This window comes from Mycobacterium montefiorense (genome assembly GCF_003112775.1).
GTDB classification, from domain to species: Bacteria; Actinomycetota; Actinomycetes; order Mycobacteriales; family Mycobacteriaceae; genus Mycobacterium; species Mycobacterium montefiorense.
Genome location: NZ_BFCH01000023.1, coordinates 103,517 through 128,745, shown reverse-complemented (window position 1 = coordinate 128,745; position 25,229 = coordinate 103,517). Strand labels below are relative to the sequence as shown.

At 64.3% G+C, this 25,229-nt stretch carries 20 protein-coding genes; 11 read left to right on the top strand and 9 right to left on the bottom strand.

Annotated features, from left to right (window positions below; all coding sequences use genetic code 11):
- Window positions 1-28 precede the first annotated feature (28 nt).
- Window positions 29-847, top strand: a complete 819-nt coding sequence (locus DB708_RS21495) for a GntR family transcriptional regulator (protein ID WP_108925492.1) — start codon at window positions 29-31, stop codon at window positions 845-847.
- Here DB708_RS21495 and DB708_RS21490 read toward each other — a convergent pair.
- Both DB708_RS21490 and DB708_RS21485 read right to left on the bottom strand, forming a co-directional pair.
- Window positions 844-1,452: a methyltransferase family protein gene (locus tag DB708_RS21490; protein WP_108925491.1), complete on the bottom strand. Its 609-nt coding sequence runs from the start codon at window positions 1,450-1,452 to the stop codon at window positions 844-846. The two genes, DB708_RS21495 and DB708_RS21490, sit on opposite strands and share 4 nt — an antisense overlap.
- Window positions 1,449-2,327, bottom strand: a complete 879-nt coding sequence (locus DB708_RS21485) for a ribokinase (RefSeq protein WP_108925489.1) — start codon at window positions 2,325-2,327, stop codon at window positions 1,449-1,451. The genes DB708_RS21490 and DB708_RS21485 overlap by 4 nt, the downstream gene beginning before the upstream one ends.
- Window positions 2,328-2,459: 132 nt before the next feature.
- Between DB708_RS21485 and DB708_RS21480 the strand changes: the two genes are divergently transcribed.
- The 10 genes from DB708_RS21480 (at window position 2,460) to DB708_RS21435 (ending at window position 13,127) form a co-directional block, all read left to right on the top strand.
- Window positions 2,460-4,655: an adenylate/guanylate cyclase domain-containing protein gene (locus DB708_RS21480; RefSeq protein ID WP_108925487.1), complete on the top strand. Its 2,196-nt coding sequence runs from the start codon at window positions 2,460-2,462 to the stop codon at window positions 4,653-4,655.
- Entirely contained in the window at window positions 4,655-6,058 is a 1,404-nt protein-coding gene (locus DB708_RS21475) for a mechanosensitive ion channel domain-containing protein (protein ID WP_108925485.1), read from the top strand. The genes DB708_RS21480 and DB708_RS21475 overlap by 1 nt, the downstream gene beginning before the upstream one ends.
- A 58-nt stretch (window positions 6,059-6,116) precedes the next feature.
- Window positions 6,117-7,364 carry a glutamate-5-semialdehyde dehydrogenase gene (locus DB708_RS21470; protein WP_108925484.1) on the top strand — a complete coding sequence of 416 codons (1,248 nt, stop codon included), beginning with the start codon at window positions 6,117-6,119 and terminating at the stop codon, window positions 7,362-7,364.
- Window positions 7,365-7,400: 36 nt separating this feature from the next.
- Entirely contained in the window at window positions 7,401-8,276 is an 876-nt protein-coding gene (locus DB708_RS21465) for an AAA family ATPase (RefSeq protein WP_108925482.1), read from the top strand.
- A 17-nt stretch (window positions 8,277-8,293) separates the two neighbouring features.
- Complete coding sequence (locus DB708_RS21460; protein ID WP_108925480.1) at window positions 8,294-9,742, top strand: vWA domain-containing protein; 1,449 nt, start codon at window positions 8,294-8,296, stop codon at window positions 9,740-9,742.
- A gap of 79 nt (window positions 9,743-9,821) precedes the next feature.
- Window positions 9,822-10,502 (top strand): nicotinate-nucleotide adenylyltransferase, encoded by a 681-nt coding sequence (gene nadD, locus DB708_RS21455; RefSeq protein WP_108925478.1) that lies wholly within the window; start codon window positions 9,822-9,824, stop codon window positions 10,500-10,502.
- Window positions 10,499-10,888 (top strand): ribosome silencing factor, encoded by a 390-nt coding sequence (gene rsfS / locus DB708_RS21450; protein ID WP_108925476.1) that lies wholly within the window; start codon window positions 10,499-10,501, stop codon window positions 10,886-10,888. The genes nadD and rsfS overlap by 4 nt, the downstream gene beginning before the upstream one ends.
- Window positions 10,885-11,559 (top strand): glucosyl-3-phosphoglycerate phosphatase, encoded by a 675-nt coding sequence (gpgP, locus tag DB708_RS21445; protein ID WP_108925474.1) that lies wholly within the window; start codon window positions 10,885-10,887, stop codon window positions 11,557-11,559. Before rsfS ends, gpgP begins: the two co-directional genes overlap by 4 nt.
- The gene (octT, locus tag DB708_RS21440) at window positions 11,549-12,286 is read left to right on the top strand and encodes a diglucosylglycerate octanoyltransferase (RefSeq protein WP_108925471.1); all 738 of its coding nucleotides are present in this window, start codon (window positions 11,549-11,551) and stop codon (window positions 12,284-12,286) included. The genes gpgP and octT overlap by 11 nt, the downstream gene beginning before the upstream one ends.
- A gap of 4 nt (window positions 12,287-12,290) precedes the next feature.
- Window positions 12,291-13,127 (top strand): DegV family protein, encoded by an 837-nt coding sequence (locus tag DB708_RS21435; RefSeq protein WP_108925469.1) that lies wholly within the window; start codon window positions 12,291-12,293, stop codon window positions 13,125-13,127.
- Here the strand turns inward: DB708_RS21435 and DB708_RS21430 are convergent.
- From DB708_RS21430 to DB708_RS21400, 7 genes are all read right to left on the bottom strand, one after another.
- Window positions 13,110-16,046 carry an MMPL/RND family transporter gene (locus DB708_RS21430; protein WP_108925467.1) on the bottom strand — a complete coding sequence of 979 codons (2,937 nt, stop codon included), beginning with the start codon at window positions 16,044-16,046 and terminating at the stop codon, window positions 13,110-13,112. The two genes, DB708_RS21435 and DB708_RS21430, sit on opposite strands and share 18 nt — an antisense overlap.
- On the bottom strand, window positions 16,043-16,537 hold the full coding sequence (locus DB708_RS21425; protein WP_108925464.1) for an MmpS family transport accessory protein: 495 nt from the start codon (window positions 16,535-16,537) through the stop codon (window positions 16,043-16,045). Before DB708_RS21425 ends, DB708_RS21430 begins: the two co-directional genes overlap by 4 nt.
- 133 nt (window positions 16,538-16,670) lie before the next feature.
- Window positions 16,671-17,729: an NAD(P)H-dependent amine dehydrogenase family protein gene (locus DB708_RS21420; protein ID WP_108925463.1), complete on the bottom strand. Its 1,059-nt coding sequence runs from the start codon at window positions 17,727-17,729 to the stop codon at window positions 16,671-16,673.
- A 66-nt stretch (window positions 17,730-17,795) separates the two neighbouring features.
- Window positions 17,796-19,535 (bottom strand): AMP-binding protein, encoded by a 1,740-nt coding sequence (locus tag DB708_RS21415; protein WP_108925461.1) that lies wholly within the window; start codon window positions 19,533-19,535, stop codon window positions 17,796-17,798.
- An 11-nt stretch (window positions 19,536-19,546) separates the two neighbouring features.
- A complete protein-coding gene (gene pe, locus DB708_RS21410) occupies window positions 19,547-20,662 on the bottom strand; it encodes an acyltransferase PE (protein WP_108925459.1) in 1,116 nt (371 codons plus the stop codon).
- 57 nt (window positions 20,663-20,719) lie between these two features.
- Complete coding sequence (locus DB708_RS21405) at window positions 20,720-23,719, bottom strand: MMPL/RND family transporter (RefSeq protein WP_108925457.1); 3,000 nt, start codon at window positions 23,717-23,719, stop codon at window positions 20,720-20,722.
- 87 nt (window positions 23,720-23,806) lie between these two features.
- The gene (locus tag DB708_RS21400; RefSeq protein ID WP_165839885.1) at window positions 23,807-25,228 is read right to left on the bottom strand and encodes a condensation domain-containing protein; all 1,422 of its coding nucleotides are present in this window, start codon (window positions 25,226-25,228) and stop codon (window positions 23,807-23,809) included.
- Window position 25,229: the final 1 nt, after the last annotated feature.

Genomic DNA, 25,229 nt, shown 5'->3' with positions numbered 1-25,229 from the left:
TCGGGCGCAAGAACGGCGGTGTGGGAGCATGGCGATCATGCAGGGGGCCAGCGAAGATAGCGGCCCGGTGTCTGCCGGGGCGGGGGTGCCGCTGCACCGCCAGCTCTTTTTGGTGTTGCACGACGAGATCGACCGCGGCGTGCTGGCGCCCGGCGACGCATTGCCCACCGAGCAGACGCTGTGCGATCAGTTCGGAGTCTCGCGCATCACGGTTCGCCGCGCGCTGGCGGACCTGGCCGACCAGGGATACATCGAGCGCAGGCAGGGCGTCGGTTCGTTTGTGCGTGAGCACACCCCGGCAGACCTACCCGTTGCGGTTGGCTCCTACATGGACGGACTGCGGCAGGCCCAGTTCGAGACCGAGGTCGACGTGCTCGAGTTCGACTCGCATCGCCGGCCTCCCCGCGCTGTCGCCGACGTGCTCGAGGCGTCCGGCGAGCTGCTGCACATCGTGCGGGTGCGACGCCAGCGCCGGACCGGTGAGCCGTTGATGGTCACCGAAGCCTGGCTGCCAAATGAATTGGCGGACAGGTTGACCGAGTCGGCGTTGCGGCGCGAACCGCTCTACGAACTGCTGGCGAATGTCGGGGTCGTGGTGGAGCGGATGCGACACGACATCACCGCCGAGATCGCGGGCCCACGCTATGCTCGCCTGCTCGACACCGCGATCGGCGCCGCGCTGCTGCGGGTCAACCGGCTCGCGTTGGTGGCGGACGGGCCGCATCACTATTTGTCGATTCTGCTGTCGCCGAACCGCAGTCGCGTGTTGTTGAATCATTCTGCTACCGAATTGGAGACCGGCGACGGCCTGGCGATCGCCCACGACGTGCGTCGAGACTCGCGCTAACGAATCAGGCCGACACCGGGTACGAAGCGGCCGACCCGGGCCGTATAGGCCCGATATGCGTCGCCGTGAGTTCGCGTCAAGTGCGGCTCCTCGACAAAGCGGACCTGCAGTTCGATCGTCACGACAAGCAGGATAAAGCCTGCGCAGGCAACGAGATTCGGTGTTACCAGTGCTATCCCGAAGCCGAACATGAACATGGCGGTGTAGATGGGGTTGCGCACCCGCCCGAAAACGCCGGTGTGCACCAGCGCGGTGGTCTCCCGTTGGTCGACCCCGATCCGCCAGGAATCGCCCATCTCGAGTTGCGCGTATACCGTTGCCGCAATGCCCAGCAGCGCGATCACAACCCCGGCGAGCTGGATCCAGGCGGCGCCCAACGCGTGCAACGGCGCAATAACGTGGCACAGCTGCAGGATTGGAGCGATCACCGACACCATCAGTGCGACAGCAAAGCCGGCACCGGCGGTCCATTCGGTAACTCCACCGCGGATCCGGCGATAGCCGGTGGATCCGGTGCGCCGATACTGCAGCCAACTGCGCCAACCGAATCCGAACAGCCCGAAAGCCGCAAACAGCACCAGGGCAATGACAGCGGCGCTCTTCACGTCGGCCCCGGCAGTGCCGCGTCGATCGCTTCAGCGTCCGGTGCGCAGTCACCGGCACCGGCTACCAGTGTCGACAGTGCGGCCGCGGTGCAGGCGCGTTGGAGGGCGGCCAGTCGCTGCGCCCGCGAACCCGGCTCGCGTGGCCAGTGCGCTGCCAGCACCCCAGCGAAGACGTCACCGGCGCCGGTGGTGTCCACCGCGCTGACCGTTGGCGCAGGTATCCAGAGCTCGTCGTCGGGACTGACATAGCGGGCGCCGCGAGCGCCGAGTGTGGTCACCAAATATTCTGGCCGCCAAGGCAATTCCTCGGATTCTGCTTCATTGGCGACTACTACGTCCGCGAGCTCCGCCAGTTCGGCCAGCGCGCTCCGTTCCTGGCCGCATGGTGACACGTTGACGATGACGACCGCTCCGGCTGCTTTGGCTTCGCGCGCCGCGACCACCGCGGTGGAGACGGGAATCTCCAACTGAGTCAACAACACATCGCAGTCGGCGACGACTGCGCGGGTGGCCGCAGCGGTCAGGGTCAGCCGGCCGTTGGCGCCCGGCGCCACCACGATGGTGTTCTCGGCCCCGGCATCGACCACGATGATCGCCGTACCGCTGGGGCCCGCCACGGCAACGGTCGCGTCCAGCCCAACGCCGTTGGCTGACAGATGCGCCCGCAACGGTTCGGCTGCGGCGTCGTCGCCGACCGCACCGACGAATTGCACGTGCGCCCCCGCGCGTGCCGCGGCGACGGCTTGGTTGCCGCCCTTGCCGCCGGGTGCGTAGCTCAACGAGGAAGCCAACACCGTCTCGCCCGGACGTGGCAGGGCGCCGACGTCGCAGGTGATGTCCATGTTCACGCTGCCAACGACGCAGACCTGAGTCATCTCGGCAACGTTAGTCCGATCCGGCCCGCGTTTTGGGGGTCAGTCGCACGGCGCAAACGCCAATTTTGTGATGTCCGCGCGCTAGTCTGCTGCGTTAGCGACGTTGGATCCTCTCACGGAAAGGGCAAGCGATTGACGTCGAGCAAGCAGACCGACGCCGAATCCGCCCCGGCAGAAGAGGCAACGACGCTGGGCCTTGAGGAGCAGAAGCAGAAGCGCCGCCACCGCCGGGTCTTCCGGATCGGCATCCAGTCCAAGCTGTTGATGACACTGTTGATCTGCAGCATTCTGTCGGTGGCTGTGGTTGGCCTGATCGGAGCCCTGTCCGGTCGCACCGCCCTGCGCCAAGTGGAGGCCGAGCGGCTGACCGAGTTGCGGGAGTCGCAGAAGCGGCAGTTGCTGGCACTTTTCAAGGAAGTGACGAACTCGCTGATCGTCTATAGCGGCGGGTTCAGCATCGTCGACGCCGAGCGGGCGTTCACCGGGGGCTTCGACCAATTGGGCAACGCGCCGATCACGCCGGCCCAGGAGCAGGCGCTGGTCAACTACTACGACAACGACATGATCAAGCCGATCACGCGAATCACCGGCGAAACCATTGCTCTCAATGCCGTTCTGCCGGCTTCTCCTGCGCAGAAGTACCTTCAGGCGTATTACACCGCGGCGCCGCGGCCGGCCGACTCGATGCCCCCCGCGGACGCCGGCGACGGCAGCGCCTGGTCGGCAGCCAACGCCCGCTTCGACTTCTACATGCGTGGCATCGTGACCCGCTTCGAATATCGGGATGCGCTGTTGCTGGATACCCGGGGCAACGTCGTTTACTCCGTGCAAAAAGGGCCGGACCTCGGCACCAATATCCTCACCGGCCCATATCGCGAAACCAATCTGCGTGAGGCTTACCAAAAAGCGCTGCGCTCCAACGACCTGGACTTCGTCTGGATCACCGACTTCCAGCCCTATCAGCCCGCCACCGATGTACCCACCGCGTGGGTGGTATCGCCGGTCGGCATGAACGGCAAGGCGGAGGGCGTTATGGCGCTGCCACTGCCGATCTCGAAGATCAACAGGATCATGACCGCCAACAAACAGTGGGAAGCCGCCGGGATGGGGCCGTCCACCGAGTCGTATCTAGTAGGTCCCGACGGTTTGATGCGTTCTGATTCCCGGCTTTTCCTGCAAGACCCGCAGCAATACCGGCGCGAAGCGATCGCCGCCGGCACCCCGCCCGACGTCGTGGAGCGCGCGCTCCGGCTGGGTACCACGACGCTGGTGCAGCCGGCGCCGACTGCGGGTTCTCGCGACGCGCAGCGCGGCCAATCAGGAACGCTCACCGCGACTGATTACACGGGCAGTAGCGAAATGGAGGCCTACACACCGCTGAATGTGCCGGACTCCGATCTGCATTGGTCGCTTCTGGTGACACGCGACGACTCCGATGCTTTTGCGCGGCTGGGCAAATTCAGCCAAACCCTGGTGGTCGGTGTCGCGACGATGATCTTCGTGGTGTGTGTGGCGTCGATGCTGCTTGCTCAGGTGATGTTGCGGCCGGTCCGCCGGCTGCAGGCCGGTACGCAGAAGATCAGTTCCGGTGACTACCAATTCAGCATCCCGGTGCAATCCCGCGACGAAATCGGTGATCTCACACAGGCTTTCAACGAGATGAGCCGCAATCTGGCGATCAAGGACGAGCTGCTCACCGAGCAACGCAAAGAAAACGACCGCCTGTTGCTGGCCCTGATGCCGGAATCGGTGGTGCAACGGTATCGCGAGGGCCAGGAGACCATCTCGCAAAAACATCAGGACGTTGCCATCATTTTCGCCGATATCGTTGGCCTGGACGAGATTTCCATCGACCTCCCCGGCGACGAACTGGTGGGAATCGTCGACGAGCTCTTCCGGCAGTTCGACGCTGCGGCCGAGGCCCTGGGGGTCGAACGGATTCGCACCTTCCACAACGGCTATCTGGCCAGCTGCGGGGTCGTGACGCCGCGGCTGGACAGCATTTACCGCAGCATTGAATTCGCTCTGGAAATGCGCCAGATCATCGACCGATTCAACAGCCAAACCTCACACGAGCTACGGCTTCGGGTCGGCGTCAACACCGGAAACGTGGTCAGCGGACTGGTGGGCCGATCAAGCCTCGTCTATGACATGTGGGGCGGCGCCGTCAGTATGGCATTCCAAATGCACAGTGGTGCACCGCAACCCGGCATCTATGTCACCTCGAGTGTGTACGAGGCGCTGCGGGACGTCCGGCAGTTCACGCCGGCCGGCTCGATTTCCGTCGGCGGTAAAGATCAGGCGATCTACCGGCTGTCGGAGCGCTGATGAACGCATTCCACTCGTCGTGGTTCTATTGGGCAATTGGTGTCGCGCTGGGTTTTCCGGTCGTGCTGATCCTGCTCACCGAGCTGCACCACGCGCTCGTCCGCCGGGGCAATCGTCTGGCCCGTCAAGTTAGCCTGTTACGCAACCTATTGCTGCCGCTGGGCGCGCTGTTGTTGCTGGTGGTGAACGCCGCGCAGGTCCCGGCCGGAGACGGCCTGGTGCGCATCTTGTCGACGCTGTTCGGCTTCCTGGTGCTGGTGCTGCTGCTGTCCGGGCTCAACGCCACCGTCTTCGAAGGCGCGCCCCAAGACAGCTGGCGCAAACGGCTGCCCACAATCTTCCTCGACGTCGCCCGATTCGCGCTGATCGGCGTCGGCCTGGCCGTCATCTTGTCCGTGATCTGGGGTGTCCGGGTCGGTGGCGTATTCACCGCGCTGGGCGTGACGTCGGTCGTCCTCGGATTGATGCTGCAGAACTCCGTCGGCCAGATCGTGTCGGGCCTGTTCATGTTGTTCGAGCAGCCCTTCCGCATCGACGACTGGCTCGACGCGTCCAACGAGCGCGGACGAGTTGTCGAGGTGAACTGGCGGGCCGTACATATCCAGACCGGCAGCGGAATTCGCATCATGCCCAACTCGATGCTGGCCAGTACGTCCTTCACGAATCTGAGCCGCCCGCCCGGCACCCACAAGCTGACGATGAAGACCACTTTCTCGCTCGCCGATCCGCCAGATCGAGTCTGCGCGATGCTGACACGAGTGGCCCAGGAGCTGCCCCAACTCAAGGCCGGCAGCGTCCCGCGTTCAGTGTCCGTCGGCGGCGGCGAATATGCCACGAGCATCGGGCTGAGCTCGCCCGCCGACGATGGCGGCGCGCGATCGACGTTTCTGCGCTGGATCTGGTACGCCGCCCGGCGCGCAGAGCTGCACCTCGACGACGCCGACGACGACTACTCGACACGGCAACGGGTGGAGGACGCACTGCGGTCCGTGGTGGCGCCGGCGCTGCGGCTCAGCGTGGCCGATCAGCAGTCGCTGCAATCTTCGGCCCGAATCGTCCTTTACGGTGCCGGCGAAATTGTCGAGTACGCCGGTCAAGTGCCCGCAGGGATGACGTTCCTGGTCGCCGGACGGGTGCGGATGATGGCCACGGCAGAGGACGGTTCGGTGGTGCCGATCAGCACCCTGGAGGAGGGCTCGTTCTTGGGCCTGACCGCACTGACCCGGCAACCGAACTTGGCCAGCGCGTACGCGATCGATGAGGTCACCGCGTTGGAGATCGATCGCGATCATCTCGAGCATCTCGTGATGCGTGAACCATTGCTATTACAGGACTTTGGTCACATCCTCGACGAGCGGCAGAGCAAAGTGCGGCAGGCGGAGCGTGGCGAGCGGGTCGGGTGAGGCCGACCGCCAACCAGGCCGCCTTACTCGGCCGGCTCAAGCCCGATACGCTGGGTCAATGAGTCTGCAAGCACCATCGCGTCCTGACTTGCGTCAGGAGGTCCACAACGCCGCCCGGCGCGCCCGCGCCGCGTCCCGCGCGCTGGCATTGCTGCCGACGGTTGCCAAGGACCAGGCGCTGCAGTCCGCGGCCGAGGCCATCACGGCTAACACCCGCCAGATCCTGGCGGCCAACGCCGAAGACCTGAAGGCGGCACGCGACGCCGGGACACCGAACGCGATGCTCGACCGGTTGGCGCTGGACCCCAACCGCGTGGACGGAATCGCCGCTGGTCTGAGCCAGGTTGCGGGGTTGCCCGACCCGGTCGGCGAGGTGCTGCGTGGTTACACCCTGCCCAACGGGCTGCAATTGCGTCAGCAGCGGGTTCCGCTCGGCGTGGTCGGCATGATCTACGAGGGTCGGCCCAATGTCACCGTTGACGCGTTCGGGTTGGCGCTGAAGTCCGGCAATGCCGTGCTGTTGCGCGGCAGTTCCTCGGCGGCGCGCTCCAACCAGGCGCTGGTCGAGGCGTTGCGGTCCTCGCTGGTCAGCGAGGACTTGCCGGCCGACGCGGTGCAGCTGCTGTCGTCCGACGACCGGTCCACGGTCACGCACCTGATCCAGGCGCGCGGGCTGGTCGACGTGGTGATCCCGCGCGGGGGAGCGAGCCTGATCGACGCGGTGGTCCGCGACGCGCAGGTGCCCACCATCGAGACCGGTGTCGGCAACTGTCACGTCTACGTGGACGCGGGCGCAGACCTGGATGTGGCAGAACGGATTCTGCTGAACTCCAAGACCCGGCGGCCCAGTGTGTGCAACGCCGCCGAGACGCTGTTGGTGGACTCCGCGATTGCCGCAAGCGCGGTGCCCCGGCTGGTCGCGGCGCTGCAAGACGCCGGTGTGACGGTGCATCTTGACCCGGACGAGGACAACCTGCGCCGGGAATACCTGTCGATGGACATCGCGGTGGCGGTGGTCGACGGCGTTGACGCCGCGATCGCGCACATCAACGAATACGGCACCGGACACACCGAGGCCATTGTGACCAGCAATGTGGCTGCAGCACAACGATTTTCGGATGGAGTCGACGCGGCCGCGGTGATGATCAACGCGTCGACCGGGTTTACCGACGGCGAACAATTCGGCTTCGGCGCCGAGATCGGCATCTCGACCCAGAAGCTGCATGCCCGCGGTCCGATGGGCTTACCGGAACTGACCTCGACTAAATGGATCGCGTGGGGAGACGGCCACGTTCGTCCGGCCTGACCCGGTCCACCGAAAGTGCTTTAGGAGAACTTGATTGTGAGCGTGCCCGCCCGGCCCACCCCGCTGTTCGCGGACATCAACGACGTTTCGCGACGGTTGGCCGAGACCGGCTATCTGCCCGACACCGCCACCGCGACGGCAGTATTCCTGGCTGACCGGCTGGGCAAGCCGCTGCTGGTGGAGGGGCCCGCCGGGGTAGGCAAGACCGAGTTGGCCCGCGCCGTCGCGCAGGCCACCGGCGCGGGTTTGGTTCGGCTGCAGTGCTACGAGGGTGTCGACGAGGCTCGCGCGCTCTACGAGTGGAACCACGCCAAGCAGATTCTGCGCATCCAGGCCGGCTCGGGGGACTGGGATCAGACCAAAGACGACGTGTTCAGCGAGGAGTTCCTGCTGCAGCGTCCGCTGCTGACCGCGATCCGGCGCACCGAGCCGACGGTGCTGCTGATCGACGAGACCGACAAGGCCGACATCGAAATCGAGGGCCTGCTGCTCGAAGTGCTCTCCGATTTCGCGGTGACCGTCCCCGAACTGGGCACCATCACCGCCTCGCGGACGCCGCTGGTGGTGCTGACCTCGAACGCCACCCGCGAGCTGTCCGAGGCGCTCAAGCGTCGCTGCCTGTTCCTGCACATCGATTTCCCAACAGCAGATCTCGAACGGCGCATCCTGTTGTCCCGTGTCCCCGAACTGCCCGCGCATCTCGCCGAGGAGCTGGTTCGCATCATCGGGGTGCTGCGCGGGATGCAGCTGAAGAAGGTGCCGTCCATCGCCGAGACGATCGACTGGGGCCGGACGTTGCTGGCGCTGGGGCTAGACACTATTGACGACGCGGTCGTTGCCCAGACGCTCGGTGTGGTCCTCAAACACCAATCCGATCAGCAACGCGCGGCCGGGGAACTCCGGCTGAACTAAGGAAGAGGCTGACCAAAATGGCCACTCGCCGGATCCGCCCCACCAGGCCACTCGCCCCGCACGGGTTGCCGGGCCACTTGGTGGGATTCGTGGAAGCGCTTCGCGGAAGCGGGATTTCGGTGGGCCCGTCGGAGACGGTGGACGCCGGCCGGGTGATGGCCGCCCTGGGCTTGAGTGATCGTGCGGTGTTGCGCGAAGGTCTCGCGTGTGCGGTGCTGCGCCAGCCCGACCACCGCGAGACCTACGACGCGATGTTCGACTTGTGGTTCCCCGCGGCGATGGGTGCGCGTGCGGTCGTCACCGAAGATGATGGGGACCCGCGGACCGACAGCGATGCCTTGCCCGCCGACGACGTCGACGCGATGCGGCAGATGCTGCTCGACCTGCTCTCCCAGAACGAAGACCTGGCCGACATGGACGAACGGCTCGTCGCGATGATCGCGCGGATCGTGGAGGCCTACGGCAAATACAATTCCAGCCGGGGCCCGTCATTCTCGTCGTATCAGGCGCTCAAGGCGATGGCACTGGACGAGCTGGAGGGCAAGCTGCTCGCGGGCCTGCTCGCCCCCTATGGCGACGAGCCGAGTCCTACTCAAGAGCAGATCGCCAAAGCGCTCGCCGCGCAGCGGATTACCCAACTGCGCAACTTGGTCGACGCCGAGACCAAGCGGCGCACCGCTGAGCAGCTCGGCCGCGATCATGTCCAGATGTACGGCATCCCACAGCTTTCCGAGAACGTCGAGTTTCTGCGGGCCTCCGGTGACCAGCTGCGCCAGATGCAGCGAGCCGTTGCGCCACTGGCCCGGACCTTGGCGACTCGGCTCGCGGCCCGACGGCGCCGCAGCCGCGCCGGGACGATCGATCTGCGTAAGACGCTGCGTAAGTCCATGTCCACCGGCGGAGTGCCGATCGACGTGGTGCTGGCCAAACCCCGTCCCGCGCGCCCGGAACTGGTCGTGCTGTGTGACGTGTCGGGCTCGGTCGCCGGGTTCAGCCACTTCACTCTGCTGCTGGTGCACGCGCTGCGCCAACAGTTCTCCCGCGTGCGGGTGTTCGCCTTCATCGACACCACCGACGAAGTGACCCACATGTTCGGGCCGGAATGCGATCTGGCCGTCGCGATCCAGCGGATCACCCGCGAAGCCGGCGTGTACAGCCGTGACGGCCACTCCGACTACGGCAATGCGTTCGTCTCGTTCGTCCAGGCCAATCCGAATGTGCTGTCGCCGCGCAGCTCGTTGCTGGTGCTCGGGGACGGACGCACCAACTACCGCGACCCGGCCCTCGACGTCCTGTCCGACATGGTCACCGCCGCCCGGCACGCGCACTGGCTCAACCCCGAGCCCAGGCACCTGTGGGGCAGCGGCGACTCGGCCGTGCCGCGCTACGAAGACGTGATCACCATGCACGAATGCCGATCGGCCAAGCAGCTTGCGACGGTGATCGACCAACTGCTGCCGGTGTGACCCGGGCTCCGGCTCGGCCGCGGTCTGTCCGATCAGCGCGGCGACAGGCAGCCTAAGCGGCCCGGTAAGCTGGCACATCGTGCAAAAGCGGGCTCGCAGACTGGGAGTAATGGGTGGGACATTCGATCCCATCCATTACGGGCACCTGGTTGCCGCCAGCGAGGTCGCCGACCTGTTCGACCTCGACGAAGTGGTGTTCGTGCCCAGCGGTCAGCCGTGGCAGAAGTCCCGCGATGTGTCCGCCGCCGAGGACCGGTATCTAATGACGGTGATCGCGACAGCCTCCAATCCCCGGTTCTCGGTCAGCCGGGTGGACATCGACCGCGGGGGTCCGACCTACACCAAGGACACCTTGTCCGACCTGCACGCCCTCAACCCGGATACCGAGCTGTTCTTCATCACCGGCGCCGACGCGCTGTCGTCCATCCTGTCCTGGCAGGGCTGGGAGGGGGTCTTCGAATTGGCACGTTTCATCGGTGTCAGCCGGCCCGGCTACGAGCTGCGTCACGAACACATCACCGAGGTGCTCGGTGACCTGGCCACGGATGCGCTGACCCTGGTCGAGGTTCCGGCGCTGGCGATCTCGTCGACCGACTGCCGTCAGCGTGCCGCCCAGCGGCGTCCACTGTGGTACCTGATGCCCGACGGCGTCGTGCAATACGTCTCCAAGCGCCGCCTGTACCGCGGACCCGTCGAGGGAGAGGCGCACGCGACGCTCGGCCCGACGCAGTCCAGCATGCCGGCGGGGAACAACACATGAGCGCCACCCAGGAAGCCGTCGACATGGCGACGATTGCGGCACACGCGGCGGCTGCGAAGCTCGCCAACGACGTCGTCGTGATCGACGTCTCCGGGCAATTGGTCATCACTGACTGCTTCGTCATCGGCTCCGCGTCAAACGAGCGGCAAGTCAACGCGATCGTCGACGAGGTCGAGGAGAAAATGCAGAAGGCCGGCTACAAACCCGCGCGCCGGGAGGGTGCTCGGGAAGGGCGCTGGACGCTGCTGGATTATCGCGACATCGTCGTGCACATTCAGCATCAAGACGATCGCAACTTCTACGCGCTTGACCGCTTGTGGGGCGACTGCCCGGTGGTACCGGTGGACTTGGCGGCCGGTCCCGAAGAGTTGGCGAGCGAGCAATGACCATCCGTCGCCTGGTGATGCTGCGGCACGGGCAAACCGATTTCAATGCCGGCAGCCGGATGCAGGGACAACTGGACTCCGCGCTTACTGAGCTGGGCCGTGCGCAGGCCGGCGCCGCCGCCGAGGTGCTGGGCAAGTTGCAGCCGTTGCTGATCGTGTCGTCGGATCTGCATCGCGCCTACGACACCGCGATCAAGCTGGGCGAGCGGACCGGGCTGCAGGTGCGGGCGGACACGCGGCTACGCGAGACACACCTGGGCGACTGGCAGGGCTTGACCCACAGCGAGGTCGACGCGCAGGCCCCGGGCGCCCGCAGCACCTGGCGCGACGACGCCACCTGGGCCCCGCACGGCGGGGAAAGCAGGCTCGACGTCGCCGACCGCAGTCTTCCGCTGGTCGCCGAGCTGGTGGCCGGCGAGCCGGAATGGGGTGACGCGGACGAGCCGGATCGGCCGGTGGTGCTGGTCGCCCATGGTGGGCTAATCGGCGCGTTATCGGCTGCGCTGCTGAAGCTTCCGGTCGCGAACTGGCCGATCCTGGGCGGCATGGGCAATGCCAGCTGGGTGCAGCTGTCCGGCCACTCGCAGGGCTCTGTCGCCGATTTCGACGGCATCCGCTGGCGTCTGGATGTGTGGAACGCGTCGGCCCAGGTATCCAACGATGTCCTCTGACGTACGACCCACGCTGCTGGTCTTCGCGGACTCGCTGGCCTATTACGGCCCGACCGGGGGACTGCCTGCCGACGACCCCCGTATCTGGCCTAATATCGTTGTCTCCCAGCTAGATTGGAATCTGGAACTGATCGGCCGGATCGGCTGGACCTGTCGCGACGTGTGGTGGGCGGCAACGCAGGATCCGCGGGCCTGGGCGGCACTGCCGCGGGCCGGCGCGGTGATCTTCGCGACCGGCGGGATGGACTCCCTGCCCTCGGTGTTGCCGACGGCGGTGCGCGAGTTGATCCGCTATGTTCGCCCGCCGTGGCTGCGGCGCTGGGTCCGTGACGGCTACGGCTGGGTGCAGCCCCGGCTCTCGCCGGTGGCGCGGGCCGCGCTGCCGCCGCACTTGAGCGCCGACTATCTCGAGCAGACCCGTGGCGCAATCGATTTCAATCGGCCGGGCATTCCGATCGTGGCGTCGCTGCCGTCGGTGCATATCGCCGATACCTACGGCAAAGCCCACCACGGTCGTGCCGGGACCGTGACGGCGATCACGGAATGGGCGCAGCAGCATGACATTCCCCTGGTGGATCTCAAAGCTGCTGTGGCGGAACAGGTTATGAGTGGACGCGGCAATCCTGACGGCATCCACTGGAATTTCGAAGCCCACCAGGCGGTCGCGGAGCTGATGCTCAAGGCGCTGGCTGAAGCCGGGGTATCGAACGAGAAGTCGCGCGGCTAAAGCTATGACCGTCGTGGTGGTAACCGATGGCTCGTCGCGCCTCCCGGCCGATCTGCTCGAAAAATGGGCAATACGCGTTGTCCCGCTGCACGTCTTGCTCGATGGCGGCGATCTGCGCGACGGTGTGGACGAGATCCCCGACGACGTCTACCAGCACCACGCCACGACCGCGGCGGCCACCCCGGCCGAGCTCGACGCCGCCTACCGCCAGGCGTTGAACGATTCCGGCGGGGATGGGGTTGTGGCAGTTCATATTTCGTCGGCGCTGTCGGGAACCTGTGGTGCGGGTGAACGGGTCGCGAGCGAAATCGGTTCGTCCGTGCGGGTTATCGACTCGCGGTCGGCGGCAATGGGCACCGGCTTTGTCGCGCTAGCCGCGGCTCAGACCGCGGCCGCGGGCGGCGACCTGGACGATGTCGTGACCGCCGCGAACTCGGCGGTAAGTCGCAGTCACGCGTTTATCGTGGTGCACGGTTTGGACAATCTGCGGCGCAGCGGCCGGATCGGCGGCGCCAAGGCATGGTTGGGAACTGCACTGTCCCTCAAGCCGTTGCTGCGCATCGACGACGGCAAACTCGTTCTGGCCCAACGGGTACGGACCGCCAGCAAGGCGACCGCGACAATGCTCGACCGAGTCTGCGAAATTGTCGGCGACGGCTCGGCGGCCGTGGCGGTGCATCACGTCGTGAACCCGGATGGCGCGGACGAGGTGGCGGCCGCGTTGGCCCGGCGTCTCCCGGCCTGCGCGCCGGCGATCGTCACCCCGCTGGGGCCGGTGCTGGGCGTGCACGTCGGCCCCGGAGCGGTCGCCGTCTGTCTGGATTTAGCTCCTCGCGGGTGACCCGGCCGGCGCCGGCCGGGCGGGCGGCAGACCGTAGTCACCGCGCGGATGCACGACCTGTGGCCACCAGAACCACCGTCCGAGCAGCGTGGCGATCGACGGCATCAACAGCGTGCGCACAATCAGCGTGTCCAACAGCAGACCGATACAGACCGTAGAGCCGAACTGACCCAACACCCGCAATTCACTGCCCAGCATCGACGCCATTGTGAAGGCGAACACCAGACCCGCGGCGGTCACCACCCCACCCGTGCCGGCCATCGACCGAATGATTCCGGTCTTCAGCCCGCGATGAATCTCTTCCCTGAACCGGGAGACCAGCAGCAGGTTGTAGTCAGAACCCACTGCCAGCAGGATGATCACGGACAGCGCCATCACGATCCAGTGGATCTTGATGCCGAACAAGTCCTGCCAAATCAGCACGGACAGACCGAAAGACGCGGCAATGGAGCTGGCCGCTGTGCCGACAATGACCAACGCGGCCACCACACTTCGGGTGAGCAGCAGCATGATCATGAAGATCAGCGTCAGCGCAGAGACCACCGCGATCATCAGGTCGAATTTGGCGCCGTCGTGCATGTCCTTGAACGTCGCGGCGGTTCCGCCCAGATACACCCTGGCGTCGGACAGCGAGGATTGCTTCAGGCCCTCCTGGGCGGCGGTCCGCTCGGCATCGACTCGTGAAATGCCTTCCGGTGTCATCGGATCGCCCTGATGGGTGATGAAGTACCGCGCCGACTTACCGTCCGGCGACAAGAACATTCGAAGACCCGTCTGGAAATCGGGGTTGTCGAATGCCTCCGGCGGCAGATAGAAGAAGTCGTCGTTCTTGGACTGATCGAAGCTTTGCCCCATCACGATGGCGGTGTTGCTCATCGCCTCCATCTGGTTGATCATCGCCTTGAATGTCTGGTAGAGCGTCAGCGTGATACCCCTGGTGGTCTTCAGCGTGGTGATCAGCGTGGGAAACAGCGCGTTCAGGTCGTGGGTGGCCTGGGCGGTGTGCTTGATATCGGCCGTCAGGTAGTGGAACTGCTCGGCGAGTTGGTCGAAGCCGTCCAACGTGTCGAATAGAGATCGCAGCCCGAAACACAGGGGGATGTCGAAACAGTGCTTCTCCCAATAGAAGTAGGTGCGGACCGGCCGGAAGGTGTCGTCGAAGTCGGCGATGTGGTTGCGCAAGCTATCGGTGATTTCCGAGGTCACCGCCGTGGTATTTGCGCTGTCGTCGGCGGCGTGGGCCAGGTCCAGTGACACCTCGTACTGGCGCTGCGTGGTGTCGATTTGGGTCTGCAAGTCGTCAGCCATCTTGAGGATGTCGTTCATGCGCTCCTTGAGGAAGCCCATGTTCTGCATCGTCGTTTGGCTTTGGATGCTGTTCTGGAACGGTATCGAGCTGTGCTGAATCGGAATGCCCAGCGGCCTGGTGATGTCCTGGACCATGGCGATGCCGAGCGTGCGCATCTCGTTTTTGGCCACCCGGTCCAACACGAGCATGTCGGCCGTGTTGCGCATGTCATGGTCGGACTCGACCATCAACATGTCGGGGTTCATCCGAGCCTCGGAGAAATGCCGGTTCGCGGCCTCTTGCCCTTGGTTCGATGGGGCTGACAACGGCAGGTAATGCCGGTCGTTGTAGCTCGTTTTGTAGCTCGGCAGCGCGACCATGCCGACCAGTACGACGGCGGCACTGACGGCGAGAATTGGTGCGGGCCAACGTACTACCGCGGTTCCGACCCGGCGCCAGAGCCGCCCTTGCTTAGCGGCGCTCTTGGTCTCGAAGAGGTGGAAGCGACTGCCGATGAAGATAACTGCGGGGCCCAGCGTGAGTCCGGCCGCGACGACGACCAGCATGCCGATCGCCACCGGTGCGCCCATGGTGTTGAACCAGGGCAGCCGCGAAAAACTCAGGCAGTAGGTTGCCCCGGCAATCGTCAGGCCCGACCCCAGGACAACGGGGGCAACTCCCTTAAATGTGGTGTAGTACGCGGTTTCTCGGTCCTCGCCGGCCCGCAAGGCCTCTTGATAGCGGCCGACGAGAAAGATGCCGTAGTCCGTTCCGGCGGCGATCGCCAGCATGGTGAGGATGTTGGCGGCGAATGTCGTGAGCCCGAATGCGTTGTGATACGCCAGAACCGCGACGACTCCCCGCGAGCATGCCAACGCGACAAAGGTCATAAAAAGCTGGACCAGGGTGGTGACGATGGACCGGTAGACCAGCAGCAACATGATCGCGATGGCACCCAGGGTGAACAGCGTGATGGTGGCCAGGCTGGCGTTGCCGATGAGGTGCATGTCATCGGAAAGCGCTGCGGGACCGGTGACGTAGGCCTTCACGCCGGGTGGCGCCTTGTTTTCGTCGATCACCTTGCGAACAGCGTCCACCGACTCGTTCGCCAGCGTGGTGCCTTGGTTGCCGGCGAGATTCACCTGCACATAGGCGCCCTTGGCGTCGGCGCTCTGCGCGCCCGCCGCCGTCAGCCGGTCGCCCCAGAAGTCCTGGATGTGCTGGATGTGCTTGGGATCTTGGCGCAGTTGCCGAATCAGCTTGTCGTAGTACTGGTGTGCATCGGCACCGAGAGGTTGTTGGCCCTCCAACACGATCATCACGGTGCTGTTGGAATCGAATTCGTGGAAGTTCTGGCCCAGACGTATCATCGCCTTCATCGACGGCGCGTCCAGAGGTGTCATCGGTGCCGAGTGCGCCTCGCCGACGACTTCTAGGGTGGGAACGATGACGTTCACCAGGACCGTGACAGCTACCCAGGCCAGGATGATCGGCACCGCGAAGATGCGGATGGTGTGCGGGAGGTACGGGCGGTGGCCGCGTTCCGGCTTACCGGAACTCTGGGTGCCGATCGGCCCGGTGTCAGCGGCGTCGTCGACACCAAGGTGGCTCTTGCTGTTGAGATCGCTCATGCGGACTTCACCAGGCAGAAGGTCTGGGCGTTGTGGCCATCGGAGTTCTGCTGATCGCGGACGACCCCGTCGACGGTGATCTTGCAGCCGATTCGGTTGCCATCACTTTGCGCCATGATGTTGGCACTCACCGCCGGCAGCGTGGTCGAGATGGTGGCCGTCCACGGTAGCGAGGCGTTGTTGATCTGGTGTGTGTTGGCATTTTCGTCCCAGTAGTTGATGTTCGCGGTAGCACCCGGCGGTCCGGATATTTCGTAAACGACGACCTTGGGGTTGAACTGCACGATCTCGATCCCCTTGCCGGCATTCGCGTTGAGGTCCTCCGAGCCGAATACCTTGTGCAACCGCGATACGACCAACGCCGAGACTGCCAGTACCACAATCAGCAGCAGGGGTATCCACGCCCGTTTGAGCGCCTGGGATATGGCGTCCGAGTTCGGTGAACCACTCACCTTGACCGCCTTCCGCTCACCGCTGCGGGGGCCTGCCATCCTGCCTGGGAAAGCTCACCACCGTGTCGACAACCTTAATTGTCGGCGGAACCTTTGCTCGGCTAAGTACTCTAAACCTTAGAGGACGGAAACGTTCCTCCGGGGTGCCCGGGTCGTGGCCAACGCCATATGGCTAGCGCGCCAGGCGGCCGGTGACCGGGGGCAAGTCGGCAAGGGTGACAATCCCGGGTTTGGCGGCCACCACTCCGGGGACCGCGTTGGTGACCGGCATCGCGGTGTAGATCATGCCGAGGCCCATGAACCCGGGTTCCGTCCAACCCTTCGGTGGCAGGCAATGCAGGACGGTCCGCATGTTGGGCATTCCGAAGACCTGAATGACGTGGCCATGCTCGAGGGGCTTGGGTGGGACGACGTGATTACCCATGGTCCAGTTGAATCCGACGCTGACGACGTTGCGGTCGCCTTCCCAGCCGCGGTGGAAGCCGTACACGCCGCCAACGGTGCCCGCGGGGATCTTCATGAAGCCCAGATCGGAGTCGCCGGTGGCCGCGGTGAACGTGACGTCGAAGGTCATTCTGTCCAGCTTGGCGCCGATCGCGTCGGCCATCATCGCCGCGGACTCGGCGAAGACTTCGCTTTCCCGCCGCACATTCTCCGCGAGTCCCGGTGTCTCCGGGTCTTGCGAGAACCCCATCGCCGTTTGGGTTTCCGCGGATTCGTAGGTCGAGCAATCCACTGACTCGGTGATCCGGATCTCGTCGACGCGCTCGCAGGAGGCGGACAGCACCATGCCGACCATGTTCGTCATGCCGGGATGCGCGCCACTGCCGAAGATCGTCGAATTGCCTCTCTGGCAGGCGTACTCGATACGTTTGCGGTCCTGCGGCGTTTGCTTGCCGCCGGTGATCCAGGCCGCGCTGGTGCACACGTTGACGCCTGACTCCAGCAGCCGCACCAATTCGTCGATGTTGGGCCACAACGGGTTATAGCAACAGGCGTCGGCGCCCAGCGCGACTAGTGCGTCGATGTCGTTGGTGGCCTGCACGCCGGTCGGCTCGGGCCAGCCGGAAAGCTCTGCGGCATCGAGCCCGACCTTGTCCGCCCCGTGTGCGTAGACCCCCACCAGCTCCATGTCGGGTCTGCCGATGATGGCGTGCAGCGACCGCCGCCCGATGTTCCCGGTTGTCCACTGGATAACGCGTAGCGGACGGTCTGTGCTGGCTGTGCTCATCGTGGCTCCTTTGCCGGTGCAATTGGAACCATTATGCGAAGGGCGCTATTCGTGCGTGTGCGAGGCCTAGGCGTCCAACCGGACGAATTGGTGCTGCCGGTACTGCTCGACACAGGCGGCACGCCGAATCTTGCCGCTCGTGGTGGTCGGTATCGACCCGGGAGCTACCAGAACGAGATCCCCGACATTCAGGCCGTGCGCATTGGAGATCGCGGAGGTGACGTCGCTCTTGACCTTAGCCAGCCAGCGCACTGCCTCCTCGTCGGAATCGCCGCGCGTCTTGAGCTCGATGATGGCGACCAGCTGCTCGGTACCGTTCGCCGGAACCGAAATGGCCGCGACCCGGCCACGCGCGATCTCTTGGACCGTCGCCTCGATGTCCTCGGGATAGTAATTGCGCCCGCGAATGATCAGCACATCCTTGATGCGGCCGACGATGAACAACTCACCGGAGTGGATGAAACCGAGGTCGCCGGTGCGCAGCCACGGCCCGTCAGGCGTGCCGGGCGACGGGTCGACAAGTGTTGCGCCGAAGCATCGCTGCTCGGATGGCGGTTTGCGCCAATAGCCGTCGGCGACATTCTCGCCATGCACCCAGATTTCGCCGATCGAGTTCGGCGGGCATTCGCGATTCGTCTCACTGTCGACGATCCGCAGCGTGGGGGATTGCGGCACTTGGTATTTGACCAGTGCCGTGCCTTTCCCGGTTGCGCAAGGCTCGACGCGGCCTGCGCCGAGCGCTTCGGCATCGAAGTGGCCCGCCGGCGACGATTCACTCCAGGTGCCGGCCGCCACGAAGACCGTGGCCTCCGCCATGCCGTAGGACGGGCGCATCATGCGGTCCCGAAAATTGAAGTGCGCAAACCGATCCACGAAGCGATTCAAGGTGGCCGGCTCGACACGTTCGGCGCCGCTGATGATTCCCAGCACACCGCCGAGGTCAAGTCCGGCCAAGTCTTTGTCGGTGGTCTTGCGGGCGGCCAAGTCAAAGGCGAAGTTGGGTGCGGACGACCATGTGTGGGGATTTTCCGCCAGCGCACGCACCCACCTGGCTGGCCGCGCCAAGAACCCGACCGGACTGGTCAGCGCGGCACGATGACCACTCAAGATTGGGGCGCAGACTCCCAGCACCAAACCCATGTCGTGGTAAAAGGGCAACCATGACACGATCGTGGCTTTGGACGGGATGTTGATTCCCGAGTTCGCGAAGAAGCTGCGCATCAGTTGCTCGAAATTCACTTCGAGATTTCGGTGCGAGAGCATCACGCCGGTCGGCGTTCGGGTCGAGCCTGAGCTGTACTGCAAATACGCGATGTTGGGTAAATCACCCGTCGGAACGCTTGTTTGGCGATCGACGTCCAGATTCATCGAATCGATTTCGATGATCTTTGGAACATCGTTCATGCGGGCTTGATCGACATACTCGGCGACATCTTGGGCGACCGCCGACGTAGTGAGAACAACCGACGGCGACGTATCGGCGAGGACCGCACCCACCCGCTCATTGTTCGAGCCGGGATGCGGCAGCGGAAGCGGAACGGCGATGAGGCCAGCTTGCATGGATCCCAGGAACGCCGCAATGTAGTCAAGGCCTTGCGGCGCGAGGATTGCCGCCCTGTCGCCGACTGACCCGTGCGGGCCGAGTTCGGTTGCCGCATTGAGTGTTCGGCGGGATATCTGCGACCATGTGAGGCTCTCGGAGACGCCGTCGGCGTCGTCCTCGTAATTGGTAAATGTGTACGCGACGTCGTGCGGTCGCAGGCTGGCGCGCCCGTGCAGTATGGAGAGAATCGATGACGAAGACATATGCGTGGGGTCTAGCCGGTGCCATGGGACAACACGGACGTGGCACCGCTGAGGATTTGTGAAAGCGGGTCGGCGCCGCCGCCGAACGTCGCCTGGTTGGCCGGCGCGGTGACTTCCGCTGGGTCGAAGCCGTGCACCGGGTCCACCTGAATGGGAGCGGTCGACGGGTCGTCGTTTCGCGCGTAGCCCGCGTTCACCCGGGGAATCAGGATTGCGTCCAGCTTATTCAGCGTGTCTTCGTCAATCCCGACGTATTTCAGCGGCATGACCAGCGGAAGGTGCTGCTCCGGGACCATGATCGTGGTGTCTTTCGCGCCCCGGGAGTTGATGGTCGTCCTGATGTTCTGTGGCGGCACCATGCTCGGGTTCGTGAAGGCCACCGCGGTGTGACCCGTGGCCAGACCTAGGAGCGTGTTGGCGAGGGCGAACATGTTGTCCGGTCGGTCGGGGAAGTCCGCGATCGAGTCGTACGCGGCCACGAATCTGTTTGTGTCGTACTGGCTCTCGTACGGCGGTGGCATGGTGTAGTCGAGCGCCGGAACCACGCTGCCGACCGGGAACATGGCGGTCAGGAAGCTCTGTCCAAAGGCGTGACGCCCAATCGGGTCGCCGAATGTGGCGAAGTTCAGCTTGTCCGGCGGGGGAGCGGTCGGGTCATTCGCCAGCCGAGCCTGCTCGCCATCGACCACGAACCCGCCCTCAGACAGACCGATCGCCGTACCGGGTCGACCGGCGCGGATCGCGGCATCGAGGTTGTTGACTCCCTCGTCGACCGACTCACCCACGCTGGGGCCGTCCAGGCCCAGGCCCGGGAAGAGTTCATCGAATCGGCCGATGCCCGGGAAGAGTCGTTCCAGCACGTGGCCCTGAACCTGACCCGCCGGGTAGCGAACGATTTCCCGCTTCTGGCCGGGGAACCATTGGGCGCCCTCCTGGCGGATGTATTCGTCGTAGGGGATGCCCAGAACGTGAGCGCCCCCGAGAGCGAACGCGGTCTGGTCACCCGGTGCTCCCGGAGTCGGCGGCCCGCCGATGGGTGTGTCGTCGGCCGAGGCGGTTCCAACCCCGAAACATGCTGTGGCGCTGACGGTTACCAGTGCCGTGACTCTCGCGAATAGCTTCTTCATTCCTAATCCTGCCCGCTCGGATTCGCCTCGTAGTCTCACATACGTCATGGGTGCGCGCTAATTGGGTTGCGGCTCGGCGCGTCGGACCGGTGCGGGCCGCACGCTCATTCGGGACGGCCACCAGTTTGCCCGTCCGACCAGCGCGGCGATGGCGGGAACCGTGATGGTGCGCACCAAGAAGGTGTCCAGCAAAATTCCCACGCCGATCACGAAACCGCCCTGGACCACGGTGCCGATGCTGGAGAACAAGAGACCGCACATCGATGCAGCGAAGATCAGACCTGCCGCGGTGATCACGCCGCCTGTCGAACCCAGGGTGCGAATGATGCTGTAGCGCATGCTGTGGGGAGACTCCTCACGCATTCGCGAGACGAGCAGCATGTTGTAGTCGGCTCCCACCGCGACCAACACCACGAATGCCAGCGGGGGCACGCTCCAATGCAACTGCTGGCCCAGCATGTACTGAAATACCAGTACGCCAATACCCACCGCCGACAGATACGAAATGACTACAGAGGCAACCAGATACAGCGGCGCCACAATCGCACGCAGCAACGCGATCAAGGTCACCAGCACGACGAGCAGGGTTACCGCGATGATGAACCGGATGTCGTGTTGGTAGTAGTCGCGGGTGTCCTTGAGGCCAACGGTGTATCCCGCCATGGAGATCGAGGCGTCGGATAGCGCGGTATTCGGTTGTGCTCCCCTCGCCGCCGCACTGATCGCGTTGACCTGGTCCATCGCTTCGGTGCTGAACGGATTCAGTTTGGTCTGAACCAAATACCGCACCGAGTGGCCGTCTGGCGAAATGAATACCTTGGCTGCCTTTTGGAACTCCTCTAGATGCAGCAGCTGGGGCGGAATATTGAACCCGGCCATTGCCGGTTGTGCCGCGTCACGTTTGAGCGACAACAGAAATGCCGCTGACTCACTGAGCCCGGCGCCGAGCTGTTTGACTTGGTCGACGAGTTGAGCCACGGCGTCGGCAACTTGTCGGCTTCCACCGGCGAGTCGGTTTGCGCCATCTTGCATGCTGTTCAAATTCGCCTGCAGGCCGCCGGGTTTGTCCATCCCCATTGAGTGCAGCACCTTGGTGAGCTTCCCCAAGGCAGCACGCAGGCGGTCCGTCGACGCTTTGAGCGCCCTTTTGTCCGGGTAGTCCTGCAGTTGGTGGGCCAACTCGTTGATCGCGTCGAGGTCTGCTTGATCGCGTGAACCGACCAGCTGCTCGAATGTCCCGCGGGTGGAGCTGCACGACGCATCGGCATCGCATATCGGGTTACCCTGTAGCGCCATCAGCACCGGGCCTATCCAGGCGAAGATGTTCTTGGCCGCTGAGAAGTTCCAGCCCATGGCATTGCTGAGCGCGTTGACATGGTCGACGAGCTGGGCCGCGATGTCGACCTCTTTGACCAGAGCGTCTCCGCTGTACTGGCTCTTCGCCGACGAGAAGGCATTGTCCAGTTCCTGCACGCTGGCGGCGAGCTGGGCGATCTGGCCCCGGACATCGCCGAGGCTGTTGGCCATCGTGCCGGCCCCTGCGACCAGCCGGTTGAGGTCACTGGTGTGATCGTTGATCATGGTCGACCCGCCGGCCAGCAGGGTGCCGATAGCGCCCGCCTGATAGGTGGCGCGGAATTGCTCCGGCACATTTCCGGTGGGACGCGTAATGCCGCTCACTGCAGCGATATTGGGCAGTTGGCTGACTCGGTCCGCCATCTGTTCCAGGTCTGCGAGTGCCTTCGGCGTGCGAAGGTCATGCGGCGATTGGATCAGGATGTACTCCGGAATCGATTGATTCACCGGGAAATGGCGATCTAGGGCCGTATATCCGGCGGAGCTCGGAGCAGACGACGGCAAGGCCTTGCGATCGTCGTAGTTGTACCGCACCAAGCCCGCACTGCTGGCCAGGATGATCAGCACCAGCACACTGGCAACGAGATTGGCTTTGGGCCGGCGCACGATGCGTATGCCCGAACGCCGCCAGAACCGAGCGGTCAGTTCGCGCCGAGGCTTGACCCAGCCACGTGGCCCCGCGAGCACCAGAATTGCCGGCAGCAACGTCACCGCGGCGAGGAATGCCACGCCGATCCCGATCGCGGAGGCCGCTCCGACTGTTTTGAACACTCCCATTTGGGCGAAACTTATGAGCAGAAAAGTGATTCCGACGGTGGCCGCGGATGCGCCGATTACTTTTCCGATCGAAATCATTGCGCGCTTGATCGCCTTATCGAAATCCGCGCCCGACCGCAAATAGTCGTGATAGCGGCTGATCAGAAAGACCGCGTAATCGGTTCCGGCGCCGGCCATTATGGCACTCAGAAATACGATGGACTGATTCGAGACGCCAGAGCCGGTCAGCTGCGAGTAGCCCGCCACCACCGCCTGCGCGATCACCAGGGATATCCCGATCGTCAGCAACGGCAGCAGCATGGTGACCGCGCTGCGGTAAATCACCAGCAGGACGATGAGCACCAGAACGGCGATCGCCAGCTCAATCGGGAGTCGATCCTGATCACCCGCGACCGTGAGGTCGGCGACGGTAGCAGCGGGACCGGTGACGTTTGCCGTCAGGGAAGTTCCGGTCACGTTGTGCTTGACGATGTCGCTGATCCGGTTGAAAGCCGCGTACGACGCTGGCGTGCCCAGCTCGCCCGCAACACCGACCGGCACCACCCACGCTTTGTGATCCTTGCTGGTCACGACGGAACGCAGGGGCGGCGTGCTGAGAAAATCCTGCACCATCAGGACATCTCGCGTGTCCTGGTGCAGCGCGTCCACGAGTTTGCGGTAGGTGGCTTCGTCGGCGGGGTTGAGGCCCTTGTCGTCGGTCAGGACCACCAGCATGAGGTCTTCTGACCCCGATTCGTGAAACGCCTCGGTCATCTTTCGGGCGGTGACGCTCGACGGTGCATCGCTGGGCAAGATGGCCAGTGGATGCTTCTGAGCCATCTCGCCCAGCGAGGGCAGCGTCAGTGGCAGCGCGACGGCAATCGCGACCCAGAGCCCGATTACTGCCCATGGCCACCGCACCACGAAATCGGCTAGCCGTCGCATATCGCCCTCGCCCTTGGTCGGCGCATTGGGGTGCGCTCGCCGGCGACGCTCGCCGACGCGCTATCAACCGCATCGGCGTGCTCCACGCTACGCAACGCGTCCCCAATGTCCGCTACCAGCGACTCGCCCGCACACGGATTTCATCGCCGCCATGTAACGGCTGACTGATTTCTGCGCGACCGGGTTGTCGGGATGCATGATCGCCATGACCGTGCCCTCCCCGTACCGGAATATGTAAATGGTCAGCTGATATGAATACCGGCCGTCAGGATAAATGCCGATATTATTCGCAAGCCCCAGGTCGGCCGCGGCAAGAATCGCGTTGAGTGGGGCTGCGCCGCCATGAAAGAAGTTCGATACCGGAAAGTTTGGCCGTGGCCAGCTCAACCATGGCGCCAATTCCAACACGCGATAATAGGGCACCCTCGCCATGTCCAAGGCCGAATCGAAGGAGGCCTGGGCTGCCCATGCCGCATCGCCGAAAGAGGCCGCGGCAATGGGCACCGTGATCGGAATCAACCCGGTGAACCAACCCTGAGTCATGAAATTGTCCGCGCCGGTGCGGGAATCTCGGGGCGTAAGCCCGTAATACGTAATTGCTCCGGTGAATTCATGTTCCAGCAGGGCGAAGCAGGCGAACAGGCCGCCGACAAATCGCGCGCCGGCTGCGGTGCAGGCCGCCTCGAATCGCTCCGTCTGTGCGGCGTCCATCAGAAGTTCGGAGGCCATCTGACTGCTGCACGACTCCAACGGGTTACCCAGTGGCAGTGGGAATTCAGGGAAACCGCCATTGTTGTTCTCGGCGAATTCGATCCACCCGCGCACCTCGGGGGAATCTACGGTCAACGCCGACGTGGACTCGCGTTCGCGGGTACAGAAATCATCGAAGCTGCCGGCATCGGGAAGTGCAAGGGCGTCACCGCCCCCACTCAACGCCGCATACATGCCGTTGGCCTCCATCATCGTGGTGCCGATCAACGTCGCGTCCCCGTGCACGTGATCCATGGCGGCAAAGAACGTGAAGTTGCTCTCACTTTGGATGACCCCGAAGGTGAAGCAGCCCCACTCCAGCGGACTCGGGATGGCCACGACATGAGCGTGTATCTCGTCGACCGTCATGTGGCCATGGGCGATCGGCGTGAATTCAATGTCAGCGGGATCGCTGATGGTGTGCCGGACGAACTCTGAGTCACCGGTGTGCTCGAACCAACTGCGGAACGTGTCATGGCGACGCAGGTATGCGTTGACGGCGTGGTTCATGGCGGAGACGTCGCAATTCCCAGGAAGTTCGCAGGTAGCGATGATTTGCCTGGAAAAGCTCAGCCCCGCGGCCGTCCGTTCGCAGTAGTTTCGCAGGTGCTGGCCCTGCATGTAGCTGACCGGTACGGGACTGACCGGCGCTTGTCGGGCCTTCTCGGTGGCCGCGGCCGTGGGGTGCCATGAGGTGACCGAACCTGGGGTTAGCGACCAATCATCGAGAGCGCCGACCGTGATCTTCCCGATGCGCAAA